The following is an 18,072-nucleotide window of genomic DNA, read 5'->3' as shown; positions in this document are numbered from 1 at the left end:
GACGGATGTACTCCGGCATGGTCCGTTCCTGCGCCTGCCTGACGATGCAGGCGCCCGTCTGGACCCGGATCAGCCCAGGCCCGTAGCAGGCGCGGCAGGAGATGCGAAGGCATCCCGCCCGTTCGCCCCGGAGCCTGGGCTTTTTCGTTTGATCGGCGGTACGAGGGCAGCCGGCCCGGCTCGAGGCAGGGCATCGCCTTTTAGTCTCAGGCGGACAGCATTCCTGCCGGAATTAACGGAATAACGACAACTCCCGGGGAATTCTGGCGAAGATCGTCGCGTAAAACGAATCGAAGCCCGTTGTGCCAGACTATGTAATCATCTCCCTCAGCATCTTGGCGGCGGCGACCGGGATCATCGGCGCAGCCTTCCTCTTCGTGCGGGGGCACAACGACGATCTCGCGCGGGCCGAGGGCGATCTGGCCAACCTTGCCCTATCTCTTCAGGAGCGGACGGATGGCGTCTTCCAATCCATCGAGAACGTTCTGCGCGATTTGGTCGGCCGAATTCCGCAGGCCTGTCTCAAGGCGCACGAATTCGACGGGTTCGCCGCATCCCAGGCAACGAAGGCCATCCTGGTAGGAGCCTGTCACTCGCTGTCCCAGATCGTCCGCATCGATCTCGTTAACGCCAAGGGGCGGATCGTCGGTTCGTCGACACCGCGCCCGATGTCCGATCCGATCTACCTGAAAGACACGTCCTACTATCGGGCTCTCGCGACGGACCCGTCGCTCACCTTGTATCTCGGCGAGCCGATGAGGATCCGGGCAGCCGAGAAATGGGTGCTCTCCCTCGCCCGGAAGATCGAAGACACGGACGGAAAATTCCTCGGCGTCATCGTCGCTACGGTCGATCTCGGCCATTTCGAGCGAATCTTCAAGGACCACCTCAGAACGCACTCGCAGGCGATCACGCTCTACCGGCGCGATGGCATCATCCTGGCGCATAGTCCGCACTCGGAGAGGGCGCTCGGGCGTCGCGTGTGGAGGCCCAACACCCCCCTGCAGCGGCTGATCGCAAAGAACATCCCGACGCTTATTCGCGACGTCAGCTGGATCGACAGGAAGGAGCGGGTGGTCGCTCTTCATCCTCTCGCCCATTATCCGGCCGGCATCTCCGTCAGCAGAACGGTGTCGGAACTCATGGCCGGGCGGCGCCTCGAAAGCCGCATGGTCGCATTCTTCGCCTATCTGATGGATATCGGGATCGAGGCTGCCACTCTGCTCGGTTTGAGGCATGTTCGAACCGGTATTCTGAGAGCGGCCAGCGAGAGCTACCTGTCGCGCCACGATGTCCTGACCAAGCTTCCCAACAGGCTGCAATTCGTCGAGGACCTGAAGCGGACTTTCCTCGCGTCGCAAAGATCCGGCACCGATTTCGCCTTGCTCCTTCTCGATCTCAACCGGTTCAAGGACATCAATGACAGTTTTGGTCATGGGGCGGGAGACGAGATCGTTCAAACGGTGGCACGGCGTCTGCGCGAACGTCTCAGGAAGACCGATCTCATCGCCCGCATCGGCGGCGACGAGTTCGCCATCATCCAACGGCCGATCAGAAACCGGCAGCAGGTCATAGATCTCGTCACGTCCATACAGACCGCCATGAGGGCCCCGTGCACAGCCGGCAACACGGAGATCGATGTCGGGCTGTCCATCGGCGTTGCGATCGCGTCCTCCGTCGGTAAGACCTCGACGGAGCTCATGAAAGCGGCCGATGTCGCTCTCTACGCGGCAAAGTCCGATTCCAGCAGCAGCTACCGGCTCTACGACGCAGATATCAAGGATGCCAGGGCGGAACGTCGTGCCCTCGAAGGAGCTTTGAAGAGTGCGTTGGAAAACAAGGAACTCGACCTGTTCTATCAGCCGATCCTCGATTTGGCGACGAACCAGATGTGGGGCTGCGAAGCGCTGGCGCGATGGAAGCACCCGACGAAGGGGATGATCTCGCCGCTGCAGTTCATCCCGACCGCCGAGGAGTCGGGTCTCATCGGCCCGATGGGCGACTGGATCCTCGAGGAAGCCTGCTCGACGGCCATGACCTGGCCCACGACTTCGGCCCAGCCGTTGAAGGTCGCGATCAATCTCTCCCCGGTGCAGTTCCGGAGCCGGGATGTTCTCGCCAGCGTCAAGAGAGCCCTGGAGATCTCCGGCCTGCCGCCCCAGCGCCTGGTCCTCGAGATCACGGAATCCGTCAAGCTCACGGAGGAAGCCACGGCGACGCTGAAAAAGCTTAAAGGTCTCGGCGTGTCGATCGCGCTCGACGATTTCGGCACTGGCTATGCCTCGATGAGTTATCTCAGCAGCTTCCCCTTCGACAAAATCAAGATCGATCAGTCCTTCGTGCGGAACATGCTGGATTCTCCGGATAGCCGCGCGATCATCAAGGCGACGATTGGCCTTGCGAAAGACCTGAAGATGAGCACGACGGCCGAAGGCGTCGAGACGGAAGAGCAGCTCAATGCTCTGCGCCTCGCTGGCGCCTCGCAGGCTCAAGGCTATCTCATCGCCAAGCCGATGTCCCGCGAAGTGATCGCGACTTTCATTGCCGACGCCCAAAAGCCTCAGTCCAAGAAGCGGGACGAACAGGCCCCGGCACGAGCCGTCGCCTAAAGGACCGCGTCAAACAGCGTGAAGAACTGCGTCACGCCCGGCCATGACGGCAAGTATTCCCACACGGCAAGTGTTCCCAGGCAGCCGCTTCGCCGCTCACCGTTGCGGGGCAGCTCCGGCTTGGCCCCGAAAGGCCGACCGAATTCCGCTCTCGATCTTACGATCTGGGAGACCGTGACACGGGTGCAACGTCCCGGTATATCGGTCCGACATCAAGCGACATCGAAGCGGCGGTGCGTCGGCGGGCAGCAAGGTCCGATCCGGCGCGATCATGCCCGAGAGTCACGGATCTCGCATGCTCACAGGAGCGAGACGAACCACCGGGGAATACAGGATGCGAAAGGCCCTCGTCATCGGCATCGGGGCAGGCAATCCCGACTATATCACCATCCAGGCCATCAATGCCCTCAACCAGGTCGATGTCTTCTTCGTCGCCGACAAGGGCGGCGAGAAGGAGGACCTGATCAAGCTGCGGCGGGAGATCTGCGACCGCTTCATCAAGGATAGGACGTTCAGGGTTGTCGAATACGAGCAGCCCCGCCGGGGCGATGCTTCCAAATCCTATCTGACAACGGTCGAGCAATGGCACGAGGCCATCGCGAACAAGGTCGGAACCCTGCTGAGGGAGGAGCTCCGGGAGGGCGAGTGTGCCGGCTTCCTCGTCTGGGGCGATCCCTCGCTCTACGACAGCACTCTGCGCATCCTGGCGGCCGTGCAGGCCAGGGGCGGTTTCGAGCTGGAATACGAAGTGATCCCCGGGATCACCAGTGTGCAGGCTCTTGCCGCCCAGCATAAGATCCCGCTCAACAGGATTGGTGAGTCCATTCAGATCACGACTGGCCGCAGGCTCGCCGAGGGCTTTCCCAACAACGCCGACAGCGTTGTCGTCATGCTCGACGGCAACTGCTCCTTCCGCGACGTCGCGTCCGAGGATGTCGATATCTACTGGGGCGCCTATCTCGGCACTCAGGATGAAATCCTTATTTCCGGTAACCTGCGAGACGTGATGGATGACATCGAGCGCGTCCGCGCCGAGGCCCGCGCCCGAAAGGGATGGGTGATGGATACCTATCTCCTCCGGAGGTCCAAATCAGATGATGCTCAGTGAGCCCATTCGTCGGTGGTCGATCCGCGCGATGGTGTGCTCCGGTCCTGATCCATCGCGGCTCTTTCCGTTCCTGGGCGCCGGGATTTCCTAGAGCAGTTATCGGGGTTTCACCTGATACCCAAGTTCGGCACTGCGGCTAAATTTCCTGTGACCGTGTCCCGTTCCGAAGGGAGTGACCAGAACGCAGTTCGTCGTCGCAGCCTCCATGGCGATAGGACCTGGCGAACGCGGGACCGGTCAATCCGTACTTCGGACCGAATGCTCCGGCCTGGATACGGAGAACATGGAGGACTGAATGTCGGGTCTGGACATCTTCGCCTGGATCGTGCTGGTCGTCCTCATCGCGACGGCCGTCGCGATCTTCGTGGCGCTCGGGATGATGCCGGGGCACATCGCGAGAAAGCGCGGACATCCCTGGCCTGAGGCGGTGACGGTCGGGGGATGGACAACGCTGATCTGCGGCTTCGTGTTGTGGCCGCTGGTGTTGATCTGGGCCTATGTCGATGTGCCTAAACGGCGGGAGACGGCGGAATGATCGTCGTTCTGCTCAATTCGTATATCGCTCTTCTGGCCCTGTTCGTCTGGCTCCGGTTCATCCCGTTCAACATGTTCTGGAAGCTGTCGCCTGTCCTCGTGTTGCTGGTCCTCCTGATCGGGCTCTTCATTCCGATGGGCTGGGGCGCGCCCTCGGGGCCAGTGGCGGTCGTCCGCAACTCGGTGCAGATCATCCCCTCGGTGGCTGGCGAGGTCGTCGACGTTCCGGTCGCGGCCAACACGCCCGTGAAGGAGGGCGATATCCTGTTCCGGATCGACCCGACCACCTACAAGGCGCAGGTCGAGACCATCGCGGCTCAGCTCAAGTTCGCCGAGCTGCGCCTGTCCCAGTTCTCAGAGCTCCAGAGCCGCGACACGGGCCGGGCCTTCGACGTGCAGCAGCGCGAGGCCGAGGTCGAGCAGCTGCGGGCTCAACTTGAAGGGGCCAGGTGGAGTCTCGACAGGACCACCGTGCGGGCGCCGGCCGACGGCTACGTGACCAATCTGGCGCTGCGCAAGGGCGCACGCGTCACCGCGCAATCTCCCGTCATGGCGTTCATCGACACGTCGGAGACTATCTTCGGAGTGGAGATCCCGCAGATCTACGCCCGCTACATCGAGGTCGGCCAGCCGGTCGAGCTCGCGTTCAAGACCTTGCCCGGCGAAGTCTTCACTGGACGGGTTGAGACGGTGTTGCAGGCCATCGCGACCGGGCAGACGCAAGTCGGCGGTTTGGCCGTGGCACCGTCGGAAATCCAGTCGGCGCCGTTCGTCACCCGCATCCGGCTCGACGACCAGGAGGTGGCCAAACGCCTGCCGGCCGGAAGCACCGGCACCGCAGCGATCTTCACCGACCACGTCAAGGCGGCACACGTCATCCGCAAGGTCGTCCTGCGGCAGACGGCGATCCTGAACTACGTCAATCCGTTCTGAACGGGGCTGCCGGTCACAGGGCAGGAATGACGAGAGTGGTCTTGACGGCCCTTGGGTTTCCGCCTCCGGCGATCGCCGAGGGTGCGGCCGACAGGGTTGCGGCGGAACTCCGCGGTGGCCTGCCGCAAGAGCGCAGACATGGCGGCCTAAGGAGATCACCTGAGTGTCCCGCCGTCCTCCGAAGGCGTACGCATCGGCGATGGTCAGGAGCGGGATATCCCGCCCGCCTTCCCGTGACATTGCCACAGGGGTGATAACATGACGAACCAATTGAGCGATACCACCATCCATCTCGTGAAGGCCACCGTGCCCGCGCTTCAGGAGCACGGACTGGCGATCACGAAGCGCATGTACGAGCGCATGTTCCAGAACGAGGCGATCCGCGATCTCTTCAACCAGTCGCACCATGGCGAGACCGGATCCCAGCCCAAGGCGCTGGCGAGCGCCGTCCTGGCCTATGCCCAGAACATCGACAATCTCGGTGCCCTGGCTCCCGCCGTGGAGCGGATCGCGCAGAAGCATGTGGGGCTGAGCATCCTGCCCGAGCACTACCCTTACGTGGCCGATGCGCTGCTCGGGGCGATCAAGGACGTGCTCGGCGATGCCGCCACCGACGAGATCCTAGCCGCCTGGGGCGAGGCCTACTGGTTCCTGGCCCATGTGCTGATCGGGCGCGAGAAGGCGATCTACACCAGCCTGGCCAATGCCCCGGGCGGCTGGAACGGCTGGCGCAATTTCCGGATCGAGAGCAAGCGGAAGGAAAGCGAGATCATCACCTCATTCGTGTTGCGGCCAGAGGACGGGAAGCCCGTCCTGCGCCATCAGCCCGGCCAATACCTGACGTTCTGGATCGACGTCCCGGGCCGGCATCCGCTCAAGCGGAACTACAGCATCTCCAGCGCGCCGAGCGACGAGACGTACCGGATCTCGGTCAAGCGCGAGCCGCAGGGCATCGCGTCCAACTGGCTACATGATACGGCCGAAGTCGGGCAGATCCTGAAGGTGGCGCCGCCCGCCGGTGAGTTCTTCCTCAACGAGGAATCGCCTCGGCCCGTGGTGCTCCTGAGCGGCGGCGTCGGGCTGACTCCGATGATGAGCATGCTGGAGACGATTTCGGTCCAGCATCCCAAGGTCGCGGTCCATTACGTGCACGGCACCCTGAACGGCGCGACCCATGCGATGAAGGAGCGCGTCCGGTTCCTGGCGCAGGCCCATCCCAACATCAACGCTGCGACCTTCTATGTCGAGCCGCGACCGGAGGACCGGCCCGGAGAGGACTTCGACCATCCGGGAGTGATCAGCGTGGAATGGCTCGAGGCCAACACGCCGCTCACCGAGGCCGATTACTATCTGTGCGGTCCACGCCCCTTCCTGCGTGCCTTCGTGGGCGGCCTGGCTCTCGCAGGCGTCCGGTCGGACCGCATCCACTACGAGTTCTTCGGGCCCGCGGACGAGATCCTCGCGGCGGCGTAGTCGCCCGGATTCTCCGGTTCCGCACGATGCGCTAAAACGCCCCGCCGGTTAAGCCGGCGGGGCTTTTTGCGTTTCGGAGGTGAAGTCTCCGAGCTATTCAGGGTGTTCTTAAGCCGCTTTCCACGCCTGCTGCGCTGTCAGCGTCTCGGCCTGCTCGTGCGCCCGTTTCGCTGCGGGGCGATGGACGTGTCTTTCGCTGTAGATCTCGAAGGCGGCGCGCTTCTCGATCATGCCTGTCATCATGCCCCATTGCAGGTGGCTGGCGAGCACGACATCGGCGGCGGTGAAGTGATCGCCAGCCACATAGGTCCTGTCCTTCAGCCAGGCGGAGAGGGTGTCCAGCACGCGCACATAGGAGCCGTAGCCGAAGCTGCCTTCCATGTCGGACGCGGGATCCCAGCCGCTGGCGTGGTTGGAGACGGCGGGCTCCAGGCAGGAGGCGGTGAAGAAGAGCCAGCGGTAGTAATCGCCGCGATGCCGCGGCTCGGGCGCGAGGCCTGCCTCGGGGAAGGCATCGGCCAGATAGGCGCAGATGGCGGCGACCTCGGTCACGACGGTCTTGCCGTGCGTGATCGCCGGCACCTTGCCCATGGGATTGATGGCGAGATAGTCCGGCGCCTTCATCGTGGTCGTGAAGTCCAGCACCTTGAGGGTGTAGGGACGGCCGATCTCTTCCAGCATCCAGTGCACGATGGCGCTGCGCGATTGCGGATGGGTATAGAAGACGAGGTCTGCGCTCATGGTTTGTGTGCTCATGGGTGTCTCCCTGGTGTTGTGTGAACGGGAGACGGAATAGCGCATGGTGCTGTCAGATTCTGGCAGTAGCGTTTTCTGCCATTCCTTCATGAGCTGCCGGCGGGGCCGGGGCAGGCGCTCGGGCAGGATCTCCGCCGCCTCGATCCGGTCGGCGCGGAAGTGCCGGAAGCCTTCACGCAGCTCGCACCAGGCCACCAGCACGCGGGTCGTCTCGAAGAAGCCGAGCGACACGGGCCAGACGATCCGCGCGGTGCGTGCACCCTTCTCGTCGGTATAGGTGAGGGACAGTTTTCGGCCCTCGTTCAGCGCGCGCCGCAGAAGCGCGAGATCGACCACCTGCGGACGATCCCAGCCGTGACCGACGACCATGGCATCGTCCTCCATGCGCTCGCGAAGATCGGCGGGAAGGACCGCGGCGACTTTGGCCATGACGTTGCGGGCCGCCTGTCCCATCTCCTCATCGGTGCGCCGCCCGACCCATTGCAGGCCGAGCGCCAGTGCCTCGATCTCCTGGGCGGAGAACATCAAGGGAGGGAGCAGGAAGCCGGGCTTTAGCACATAGCCGAGCCCCGGCTCGCCCTCGATCTGCGCGCCCAGGGCCTGGAGCGAGGCGATGTCCCGATAAAGCGTGCGCAGCGAAATCCCCGCCTCACGCGCCAGCACCGCCCCGCTCACCGGGCGGCGGTGATGGCGGAGGATTTGCAAAAGATCGAAAAGACGTTCGACGCGGGACACAGGCTGAACTTAGCATGAGATGCTGTCAGATCGTGACAGCAGGATCGCAATGCCCTGTGGGTGATGAGAGCGTGGGAGGCGCTGTCGGGTAAGGGCGCTCTTGCGGCGAGCAAAACAAGCGCCGCATCCCTCGCCGTCATCCCCGGGCCTCGTCCCCGGAAATTTCCCGAGCATCCACGTTTTATCCATGTTGATGTTCCCAAGACGTGGATGGCCGCAACATGGGCGGCCATGACGGGTGTGGATGACGACAGGTCTGTCAAAGAGCCAGCGCTTTCGGGCCGAGGCCCCGCATGCCACCCTCAATATATTGCCCACTTCGAAGGAGGAGGTCGGTCGGCTGGTGCTCACGAGGAAACTGGATTGTGCGATCATCCCCAATTTCGACCGGCACGACCAGAATCTGACGGTGTCTGAAGTCGGCCGGGACGACTTGGTCTGTGCGATATGGAGCGGCAGCGAACTCCTTCGTGGACCTTTGACCCTTGAGAGATATCTGGAGGCCACGCACCTTCAGATTTCTGCCGACGGTCTATCGGAAGGTTTGGTGGACAAGGCACTCCGCGAGATAGGGCTTCAACGACATGTCGCGGCGACGATCCCTAATTACCTGGTCATACCTTGGGTTCTGCGGGGATCGGATCTGATCACGCATTGTGCCGACAGCATTGGCTTGCTTCTCGATGGGAACAGTGAGGTGCGTTTGGTAAAGGCGCCACTTGCTCTCCGGTCCATGCCGATATCCTTGATCATGCACAGGCAGATGGCGACCGATCCGGCAACGACTTGGCTGAGGCGTTTGATCGAGGAAATCTACGCGGATCGACAAATTCGAAAGGACGCCGCCCGTGCGAGCGGTCCTTAGGCCGCCCGTTCTCAAGAGAGGGAGCAGGATCAAACATATGCCCGCATGAAGAACGCCATCGTGGTGCCAGCGGCCAGCAACAGCGTTCCTGCCCGAATAACCTTGGGAGGCAGGATCCGCCCAATATGCGCACCACACCATCCGCCTGCGATAGCACCGAGCCCCACCAGGAGGCAGGCCGTCCACGCAACAGCGCCAGCAACGATGAAAGCGAGGACGGCAATGCCGTTGGCGGCGCTCACCATCAACGTGCGCGGCGCGTTCAACGCCTTGACCTCGGCTCCATCGAGAATGCTCCAAACCGCCATCATCATCAGCCCGACTGCACCGCCGAAATAGCCTCCGTAGACGCCGAGCAGGAATTGCAGGCTTAGGATCGTTGTAAGGCCGGCCCGAAAGCGCGCGCGAAGCGCTGGCCCGATCTGCCGACCAAATGCCAGCATCATTGTAGCGACGAGCAGCAGCCAGGGCAGGACCTGATCGAACAGGGCGGCTGGCGTCCACAGCAACAACAGACTTCCGACGAGTCCCCCGACCAGCGTGACGATCGCGACCGGCACGAGAGGCACGCCGCACACGCCTGTCAGGCCGTCCCGATAGACCCAGGTGCTGGCGAGGCCCCCTGGAAACAAGGCGACCGTGCTGGTGGCGTTGGCGCTGACCGAAGGCACTCCGGCGCCGATCAGTGCAGGCAGGGACACGAAAGAGCCCCCACCCGCCAGGGCGTTCATGCTGCCCGCGAGCAAGCCGGCGAGCAGCAGAAGCGGCGTATCATTCATCAACCGATCCAGCTTGCAAGTTCGAGTGCGAAGGCGCAGTCCAGCGCGGAACCCCGAGCAGCCCAACAATCATGCTGCTCTATCGTCCGCCTCCTTTACGCACGGGTCGATGCGGCGCAATGCGGATGTTTTTTAGTCATCCTTCGGTTTTGGCGAAAGAAGGGGCAGCTTTCTCTAAGCTGGTGCATAGCCAGCCTTCGTCTTCGAAGAGCTGACGACTTCCCTCGATTAGAAGCCCGGTTCCATAAACGGCCTTCCGCAAAATTGAACATGAATCATGGACCTGTAAGGTCTCCGAATGGCACGTCCTTGACGTGCGCCGATTGTCTGCTCTCGCTGGGAGCGCCAGACATTCCGAAAAGTCGGGGAATTTCACTGCCAAATCCCGAGCAGACCTTCAGAAGCCAATCTCTCTATGTGGCTCACCTGGGCGGCAATGGACGGGGACGGGAACCGCTGTCGATGGCAACGAACGTGAAGACCGCCTGTGTCACCTTGATCTGCTCGTCGCCATCGCGGGAGCGGCGCCAGGCCTCGACCCGGAACTTCATGGATGTGCGTCCCGTAGAAATCAGGTCGGCGTAGACAGACACCTCGTCACCGACATGGACTGGCGTGTGAAAGACCATACCGTCGACCGCGACTGTCACGCAGCGGCCGCGGGCCCGCCGGGCTGCGGCGTTGCCGGCAGCCAGGTCCATCTGCGACATCAGCCAGCCCCCGAATATATCCCCCGCAGGATTGGTATCCGAGGGCATCGCGATGGTCCGAATGACAGGCTCTTTGCTGATGCCGTTCCCTTCCATTGGAGTCCTTTGAGTGCCGGCGTGTTTCTAACCTAGGCCCGTGATCTGCGCCGCGTGCCGACACGAGGTTGCTGGTCAACAGATGCGAAGGCCATGGCCTCCGCCCTGCGTTCCCCAGCGCTTCGGATGTGCCGCCGCATCATGATCTCGGCCAGCTCGGGATCCCGGTCCTGGATCGCGTCAAGAATACGCTTGTGCTCGACGAGTGCGCGAGTCCTAAGCGCGATGCTGTCGCTGCGGCTACGATAGAGCCTCAGCAGCGGGTAGAACTGATTGCACAGATACTCGATCAGGAGCGGGTTTCCGCTCGCCCGCGCGATCCGGAAGTGGAAGTCCCGGTCGGCAGCGCCCAGCGCGTTGTGAACGCCCGGCTGAAGCCCGGCGATTTCCGCCTCGTGGCGACGGACGCCCTCGGCGAGCGCTGCGATGTCCTCCGCGCTCATGTTCCGCGCCGCCTCCCGGGCGGCAAGGCCCTCAAGCACCTCGCGCACCCCATAGATCGATTGCAGCATCTCGGGCGTCGCCTCGACGACCCGCGGGCCCTGGTTCGGAACGCGGGTAATCAAATGGCGCTCTTGCAGCCGGTGCAAGGCTTCGCGCAGAGGCCCGCGGCTGACACCGTAACGCTGGGCGAGCGCCGGCTCGCTGATTTTCGACCCGAGCGGGATCTCACCCTGAAGGATGGCGTCCGTCAGGCGATGGAAAAGCTGCTCGGCCAGCGTCTGGCTCGCTTCCGCGGCGTCAGTGGCAGAGGTCAGGCGATCTTCAGAACCATTCATAGCTTATCAACCTTGCCGTTCCACAGCATTGAGCATCATCGGCTCGAAGGCGAGGACGAACAAGAGCCGCAGCGTCTGATGGCATCTCGACATCGATCCGAGAGACCAAGGCGACAGTAACCCAATTGCCAAAAAGGCATAGCTGCCGTCCGTCCTGAATAATTGAGCACTTAAACCGATGGCGGCGGGCGGTCCAGGACCGCTCGCCGCGAAGCCTCACTGGGTCGCGAGACCGAGTTCGGTCAAGATTTCTTTCGCTTGGCGCGTCTCCTCCGCGATGAAAGCCTGGTAGGGCTGTTCGGGCAAATACAGGTCCAGCCAGCCACGATCATTGAGGATCTTCTTCCAATGCGCTGACTTGACGAGCTTGGCGAACAGGTCGGCCAGGGCATTCGCCGACTTGTCATCGAGGCTCTTGTGGACGGAGACACCGCGCCAGTTCGCAAACACTACGTCATAGCCGAGTTCACGCAGCGTCGGAGCATCTACCCCAGGAAGCCGCTCGGGCGAGGCGACTGCGATCAGCCGCAGTTTCTTTGCCTCCACTTGCGTCTTGAAGTCCTGCAATCCGCCGCCGACCACGGTCGCCTGCCCATTGAGTGCCGAGACGACAACCTCGCCCGTGTTCGGGTGCGGGATGAAGTTGACCTGCTTCGGCGTCATGCCGGCGATCTTGGCGAGACGGGCAAAGAAGATGTTCTCGGTCGACCCGGGCGAGCCGCCGCCCCAGGCGATCGAGCCGGGGTTGGCCTTGAAGCGCGCCATCAGGTCCTTGAAGTCCTTGACGTCGGAATCCTGGCGGACGGCGATTACCTCGTACTCGCCCGCAAGCCGGGCGAGGGGACGGACATCGGCCAGGGTGACGGGCGTCTTGTTCGTGAGCGGGAAGAAGACCGTGCCCGCGCCCTGCACGACGACGGCATTCTTGTTGCCTTCCTTGGTGGTCACGAACTGCGAGATCGCGATCATGCCGCCGCCACCCGGCACGTTGTTGACCTTGATGTTATTGATACCTTCAGCCCGCAATGCCTCCTCGATCCCGCGCGCCGCCTGGTCGAGCCCGCTGCCCGGACCGCCCGGCACGGTGATATCGAGCGAGCGGATCGTCTGCGCCTGGCTGGGCGCAACCGCTAGAAGGAATCCGGCAGCAAGTGCCGTGATCGCCGTCCGTCGAGTAGTCTTCATCTAGTCCTCCCAGTGAAAGTGATTGTTGAGGGATCGCGGGGTGGGGGTGTTATTGGGTCATACCCACCTCGGATTGGGGCTTTGGCCGTCTCAGGCCGGAAATGATCGGGGTTGCGACGAAGGCGAGCGCCACCAGCAGGAAGACCGCCGAGACCGGGTGCGTGACAAACACGGTCCAGTCGCCCTGGCTGATGGCCAGCGAGCGACGCAACTGCTGCTCGATGAGCGGCCCCAGGATCAGCCCCAGCACGCACGGGACAATCGGCACCCCGACGACCCGCATGACGAAGCCGACCATGCCGATGATCCACAGGATCACGAGATCGACCGCGTTGCCGTTGAGGCTGTAGACGCCGAGGGACGACAGCACGAGGATGCCACCGTAAAGCCAGGGCTTCGGCAGCGACAAAAGCCGCACCCACACGCCGGCCATGGGCAGGTTGAGGACTAGCAGAAAGACGTTGCCGATATAGAGGCTCGCGATCAGGCCCCAGATCAGGCTGGAGTTCGTATCGAACAGCATCGGGCCGGGACGCAGGCCGTATTGCTGGAAGGCCGCGAGCATCACGGCGGCGGTGCTCGACGTGGGAAGGCCCAGCGCCAGCAGCGGCGACAGGGCGCCGGCCGCCGATGCATTGTTGGCGGCCTCGGGACCGGCCACGCCCTCGATCGCGCCAAGGCCGAACTCCTCCGGCTTTTTGCTGAGTTTCTTCTCGAGCGTGTAGGACAGGACGGTCGGGATCTCGCTGCCACCCGCGGGGATCGCGCCAATCGGGAAGCCGATGAACGCGCCGCGCAGCCACGGCTTCCAAGACCGCTTCCAGTCCTCGCGGCTCATCCAGAACGAGCCCCGCAGTTTGTGGAGACTGTCGGCCTTTCCGCTGTCGGTGGCCGCCATGTAGAGGGTCTCGCCGATGGCGAAGAGCCCGACAGCCACGACGACTGTATCGATGCCGTCGAGCAGTTCCGGAACCCCGAAGGCGAAGCGGGCTTGTCCGGTCTGGGGATCGAGCCCCACCGTGCCGAGGAGCAGCCCGAAGAACAGCGAGGCGATCCCGAAGGCGATCGATCCACCTCCGGTTGGGTTGCTCAGCATGGTTGTCACGGTTGCTAGCGACAGAACCATCAGGGCGAAGTAGTCGGGTGCCGTCAGCTTGAGAGCAATCTCGACGAGAAGCGGAGCGGCGAAGGTTAGTCCGATCGTCCCGATCGTGCCGGCGACGAAGGAACCGATCGCGGCAGTCGCCAGGGCCTGGGCGCCGCGGCCTCTGCGCGCCATGGCGTTGCCGTCGACCGCGGTCATCATCGACCCGGCCTCGCCGGGCGTATTCAACAGGATGGAGGTCGTCGAGCCGCCGTATTGGGCACCGTAGTAGATGCCGGCGAACATGATGAAGGCGGAGACCGGCGGCAGGCCCACCGTCAAAGGCATCAGGATCGCGACCGTGGTCGCGGGACCGATCCCGGGCAGGACGCCGATCGCGGTCCCGAGGGTCACGCCGATGATGGACCAGATGATGTTGTCCGGCGTGAGCGCGACGGCAAAACCTTGGGCAAGCAATGCAAGTGTTTCCATCACTTGGCTCCCTCATTGATCGAGCTGGAAAAGCGGTTCCAGCGGCCCGAGCGGCAGATCGATCCCGAGACCGAGGGTGAATGTCAGCAGGATCGCGGTAGCGAGGACGAGGCCGATGACCGCGTTCGATAGGATGCGGCGGTCGCCGAAAGCGTAGGTTCCGGCCACGAACACGGTTGCCACGACCGGGATCCAGCCAAGTCGCGAGATCAGGGCAGCCTCCAGCAGCAGGGCTGCCGAGATCAGGCCCACCGGCCAAAGGTTGAGCTTCGGCTGATCGGGCAGATATTCGAGGGAAGCGCGCCGCGCGCTGATCACGCTTGCGACGCCGGACAGGACGAGGCCAACGCCGATCAGGTTGGAGAACATGGCCGGCCCGACCACGTCGTAGGTGAATCCGGTCTTGATCTGTTGCGAAGCGACGACAACCGCCACGCCGAGCGCGACGACGGCGGAGCCAAACAGCGTTGCAGGTAGTCGATGTGCCGACATTGTCCTCCCTCCCGTCATTTTTTGGTTGCGGCCAGCCTTCGAGCGTCATGCCAGCCTTTGTTCGGAAGTTATTGAGTCAAATAAAATTGTCAACACATTATCGAGATTAGCCGTTAAAATTCGCGTTTTTAACGCGTTATGGCAGCCATGTGTTGACATATTCGGCTAACTTGGATTTCTTGTTGTCAGGCCGCAGTGGTCGCTAAATGTGAGGGAGGTCATCCATGCATCTCAGACCCAGGGTTATCGAAGGCCGTATGAGCGCGGAACTGCGGCGGCAGCTTCGAGAGGAAGCCCACCCGATTTGCGCGATCTCCGGCGCAACGCCCCATCATGCACAGTTGGCGGAGGCTGCCGGCTTCCGATTGTTCTTCCATTCAGGCTCGCAAGCTGCCGCGACGATCCTCGGACTGCCGGACGCCAGCCTGATGACGCTGACGGAAGCTGTCGACAATATCCGGCGCATCTGCCAGTCCGTCTCGATCCCCGTGGTCGCGGACTGTGAGACGGGATTTGGAAACGTCATCAACACGACGCGGGCCGTGCACGAGTTCATCACGGCCGGCGTTGCTGGTTTCTTCCTGGAAGATCAGGTTTTCCCGAAGCGCTGCGGCTTCACCGCGGGAGTTGAGGTGATCCCGATCCCCGAGGCTGTCGGCAAGTACCGCGCGGCCGTAGCGGAGCGTGATCGTCTCGATCCCGATGTGGTCGTCATCGCCCGCACGGACGCCAGGGCGGCCGTTGGCGGAAGTGTCGACGAGGTGCTTCGGCGCTGCGAGGCCTATCTGAAGGCCGGCGTCGATATGTTGATGGTTGTAGCTCTCCAGAGCCGTGAGGAGATGCGACAAGTCATGGAGGCATTTCCTGGCATGCCCATCTACATCAACGCCAGCGCTATCCGCCCAGGCCTCACGCATGCCGAGTATGCCGAAATGGGAGTTGCGACCTACAACATCTCAGTCGCCAAGGTCGCGCAGATCATGATGGAGCGTTTCCTGGACGATTGCAGGCAGCGCGGTGCCGATGCATTCAACGATTTCATGACATCGGAAGCGGCAACGGGCCGCTCGACCTTCGGCTATCTGAGCCTGACCGGGTTTCCTGCCGTGGTCGAGATCGAACGCGCCTTCCTGCCCGCTGAGGCAATGGCGAAGTATGACACTTCGATCGCAGAATATGATCCGCGATGATACGCAAGCCGTCTAAGCCAAGCGCTTTTGATACGGTACGCTTGGTCAGAATAATCGATTAGTCCCGCTCATTGGTAGCGGGGCAGAGCGGTGGACAAACGCACCACCACGTGAAGCTGTCCAAATTGGGGAGCGGTTGTCCAAGGATGTTAAGTGCACTTGGCAGCACCATTGCAGTCCGAGCTCTTCTCGGCTTCGTCTCGGGATGCGTGGGGGGAGTCCTTTTCAGGGAATTGGGCTTCCCGCTGCCATGGACCCTTGGATCGCTGACAGCCGCTGCCGTCATTGCTGTGGCCGGACTTGACTGGAAGTTGCCGAGTGCAGCCCGCAACGCCGCCCGTCCCGTCATCGGCGTCATGGCCGGAAGCGCCTTCACCGCTGAGGTGGCGCGCTCCATGCTGCATTGGTGGGAGGCCGTCCTCCCACTGGTCTCGTTTCTCGTCCTCATCACCCTGGCCGGCCGGGCGTTCTTCACCCGCTTCTGCGGCTTCGACAAGACAACAGCCTTCTTTGCGTCGACCCCCGGAGGACTGAGCGAGCTGACGCTGCTTGGAGCACAATACGGGGGCAATATCCGCCAGCTCGTTCTCATTCATTCCACCAGGATCATCACGGTCGTCTTCCTCGTGCCATTCGCCGTTCGTCTCCTCTTCGACTTGGAGGGTGTCGGGAAAGCAGGCCCTGTTCACGCATCGGAGGTCCTTTCCGCGCTTGATTGGCTGGTCCTACTGGGCTGCGCCGCCCTGGGCTATGTCATCGGGCGCCCACTTAAGATGGTGGGCGGCGTCATGGTCGTGCCATTGATCCTAAGCGCGATCGTCCATGGCACCGGCTTGACGCAGCTTCCTCCGCCACCCTGGCTCGTCGCGATCATGCAGGTAGTCATCGGCTGCGTCGCCGGCTCCCGCTTTGCCGGTGTCCAATGGCACGAGGTCCGCACATCAGTCGTCCAGGGACTCGCGTGGACGGCGATCATGCTGTTGGCGGCACTCGCCGCGGCCGTCCTGTGCTCGACATTCGTCGATGCGTCCGTGCCGGCCCTTCTCCTCGCTTTTGCGCCCGGTGGCATCGCCGAGATGACGATCGTTGCATTTGCCATGGGCATCGAGGTCGCGTTCGTCGTCTGCTGCCATGTCTTTCGATCTATTTTCCTCGTTGCCGTGGCACCGGCGCTCTATCGCGGATTGCACAAGGGTTGATGGAGACAAGAAGACCTTGATGATCGGAGGTTCGAACGCGGCACAAGATCCGTCCGGCGCGCTGATCCTCCATCACCGTCCAAGGTCATCACTCGGTATCAGCCAACTGGCAGGCTGGTTGGCTTCGATGAAGGCTGCGCCGCCAGAAGGAATCCGACGGAGCAAAAGAAGATTACCGTTCCAAAGGTGGCTGCCACGCTCAGGACGAGGGTAAACCCGCTCATCCCGTGAAGGAGCGCGATGAGCGGGACGGCCAGGCCGCTTGTCGTGAACCCAAGGAAGTAGCGAACGCTGAACGCCCGGGCCCTGTACTGGGCCGGAACGTAACGGGCGACCATCGCATCGTTGATGACAACCTGTCCGTAAATCGCCGCCATAGCCAGGACTAGACCGCCGAGCATGGGAATCCCGGTTGTCAGAGCGGCGAGGCCAAGCCCAAGTGGCTGTAGGATAGAGAGCCCGACGAAGATCCTCGGAAGTGTATATCTGTCGACGAGGCGCCCCATCAGGAGTTGCGTCAGCGCTCCGAAGACGAACACGAGTGTGGCCAGGGATCCGGTCAGGACAAGTGGCAGGGAGACGCCGGCACGCTCGTCGATGATCTTGGGGAGTGCGATTGTTGTGATATTGAAGGTCATGCCGCCTGCCACGACCGCCGTCGCAAACAGCAGGAAAAGCGTCATCGGACGTGCAACCGGGATTACGGCTTTGCTACCGCCGGAGTTGCCATGACTATCCCCGTCGCCGGGCACAAGGCTGACAAAGGCAATCCCAACAAAGAGGCAAACGAGTCCGGGAAGAATGAAGGCAGCGCGCCAGCCGAGGCTTGCGGCCAGAAGGGCCGTAATTCCTGAAGCGAAGGCCGCACCGAGATTGCCCCATACCCCATTGATCCCGAGATCCCGTCCAAGTTGACTTGTATGGCTTACCCCACCCTATTCATGAGACATGTTGATGTTTGCCGTTCTGGACTGCGATCGCGGGCGCTCGTTGCGTCTGTTTCATCGCGATGAGGTCTGGAATATGGGGAACGCGTTGGCAGGAGTTGGATGG

Annotated in this window: 15 protein-coding genes and 1 pseudogene; 8 read left to right on the top strand and 8 right to left on the bottom strand. The window is 62.5% G+C overall.

The annotated features are described in order from the left end of the window. Positions 1–302: 302 nt before the first annotated feature. From ACS5Q1_RS17665 to hmpA, 5 genes are all read left to right on the top strand, one after another. Positions 303–2,609: a bifunctional diguanylate cyclase/phosphodiesterase gene (locus ACS5Q1_RS17665; protein ID WP_473099411.1), complete on the top strand. Its 2,307-nt coding sequence runs from the start codon at positions 303–305 to the stop codon at positions 2,607–2,609. Positions 2,610–2,943: 334 nt separating this feature from the next. After that, positions 2,944–3,717 (top strand): precorrin-6A synthase (deacetylating), encoded by a 774-nt coding sequence (cobF, locus tag ACS5Q1_RS17660; protein WP_473099410.1) that lies wholly within the window; start codon positions 2,944–2,946, stop codon positions 3,715–3,717. Positions 3,718–4,012: 295 nt separating this feature from the next. Further along, positions 4,013–4,252, top strand: coding sequence for a DUF3302 domain-containing protein (locus ACS5Q1_RS17655; protein WP_473099409.1), 240 nt, complete (start codon positions 4,013–4,015; stop codon positions 4,250–4,252). Further along, positions 4,249–5,184, top strand: a complete 936-nt coding sequence (locus ACS5Q1_RS17650; RefSeq protein ID WP_473099408.1) for an HlyD family secretion protein — start codon at positions 4,249–4,251, stop codon at positions 5,182–5,184. Before ACS5Q1_RS17655 ends, ACS5Q1_RS17650 begins: the two co-directional genes overlap by 4 nt. A 258-nt stretch (positions 5,185–5,442) precedes the next feature. Next, positions 5,443–6,657 carry an NO-inducible flavohemoprotein gene (gene hmpA / locus ACS5Q1_RS17645; protein WP_473099407.1) on the top strand — a complete coding sequence of 405 codons (1,215 nt, stop codon included), beginning with the start codon at positions 5,443–5,445 and terminating at the stop codon, positions 6,655–6,657. Positions 6,658–6,765: 108 nt separating this feature from the next. Here the strand turns inward: hmpA and ACS5Q1_RS17640 are convergent, their stop codons facing one another. Further along, the gene (locus ACS5Q1_RS17640; protein WP_473099406.1) at positions 6,766–8,148 is read right to left on the bottom strand and encodes an HTH domain-containing protein; all 1,383 of its coding nucleotides are present in this window, start codon (positions 8,146–8,148) and stop codon (positions 6,766–6,768) included. Positions 8,149–8,392: 244 nt separating this feature from the next. On the opposite strand from ACS5Q1_RS17640, the gene ACS5Q1_RS17635 reads away from it, so the two are divergent. Beyond that, positions 8,393–9,013, top strand: coding sequence for a LysR substrate-binding domain-containing protein (locus ACS5Q1_RS17635; RefSeq protein WP_473099405.1), 621 nt, complete (start codon positions 8,393–8,395; stop codon positions 9,011–9,013). 29 nt (positions 9,014–9,042) lie between these two features. Here the strand turns inward: ACS5Q1_RS17635 and ACS5Q1_RS17630 are convergent, their stop codons facing one another. The 6 genes from ACS5Q1_RS17630 to ACS5Q1_RS17605 all read right to left on the bottom strand — a co-directional run bounded on the left by ACS5Q1_RS17630 (position 9,043) and on the right by ACS5Q1_RS17605 (position 14,630). Continuing rightward, on the bottom strand, positions 9,043–9,792 hold the full coding sequence (locus tag ACS5Q1_RS17630) for a sulfite exporter TauE/SafE family protein (protein ID WP_473099404.1): 750 nt from the start codon (positions 9,790–9,792) through the stop codon (positions 9,043–9,045). Between the two features lie 422 nt (positions 9,793–10,214). After that, positions 10,215–10,598 carry an acyl-CoA thioesterase gene (locus ACS5Q1_RS17625; RefSeq protein WP_473099403.1) on the bottom strand — a complete coding sequence of 128 codons (384 nt, stop codon included), beginning with the start codon at positions 10,596–10,598 and terminating at the stop codon, positions 10,215–10,217. A gap of 32 nt (positions 10,599–10,630) precedes the next feature. Beyond that, positions 10,631–11,377 (bottom strand): GntR family transcriptional regulator, encoded by a 747-nt coding sequence (locus ACS5Q1_RS17620; protein ID WP_473099402.1) that lies wholly within the window; start codon positions 11,375–11,377, stop codon positions 10,631–10,633. 216 nt (positions 11,378–11,593) lie between these two features. Further along, on the bottom strand, positions 11,594–12,562 hold the full coding sequence (locus ACS5Q1_RS17615; protein WP_473099401.1) for a Bug family tripartite tricarboxylate transporter substrate binding protein: 969 nt from the start codon (positions 12,560–12,562) through the stop codon (positions 11,594–11,596). 49 nt (positions 12,563–12,611) lie between these two features. Further along, entirely contained in the window at positions 12,612–14,138 is a 1,527-nt protein-coding gene (locus ACS5Q1_RS17610) for a tripartite tricarboxylate transporter permease (RefSeq protein ID WP_473099400.1), read from the bottom strand. A 12-nt stretch (positions 14,139–14,150) separates the two neighbouring features. Continuing rightward, positions 14,151–14,630 carry a tripartite tricarboxylate transporter TctB family protein gene (locus ACS5Q1_RS17605; protein WP_473099399.1) on the bottom strand — a complete coding sequence of 160 codons (480 nt, stop codon included), beginning with the start codon at positions 14,628–14,630 and terminating at the stop codon, positions 14,151–14,153. 224 nt (positions 14,631–14,854) lie between these two features. Between ACS5Q1_RS17605 and ACS5Q1_RS17600 the strand changes: the two genes are divergently transcribed. Together ACS5Q1_RS17600 and ACS5Q1_RS17595 are read left to right on the top strand one after the other, a co-directional pair. Beyond that, positions 14,855–15,820 (top strand): isocitrate lyase/PEP mutase family protein, encoded by a 966-nt coding sequence (locus ACS5Q1_RS17600; RefSeq protein WP_473099398.1) that lies wholly within the window; start codon positions 14,855–14,857, stop codon positions 15,818–15,820. 146 nt (positions 15,821–15,966) lie between these two features. After that, positions 15,967–17,019, top strand: a complete 1,053-nt coding sequence (locus ACS5Q1_RS17595) for an AbrB family transcriptional regulator (protein WP_473099397.1) — start codon at positions 15,967–15,969, stop codon at positions 17,017–17,019. Between the two features lie 98 nt (positions 17,020–17,117). On the opposite strand, the pseudogene ACS5Q1_RS17590 reads toward ACS5Q1_RS17595, so the two are convergent. Then, positions 17,118–17,924 (bottom strand): annotated as a pseudogene (locus tag ACS5Q1_RS17590) (MFS transporter); the annotation flags it as partial. Positions 17,925–18,072: the final 148 nt, after the last annotated feature.

The sequence above is a fragment of the Microvirga sp. GN3 genome, assembly GCF_055792825.1.
Note: the sequence above shows the minus strand (reverse complement) of the source record. Positions and strands in the feature narration are given on the sequence as shown.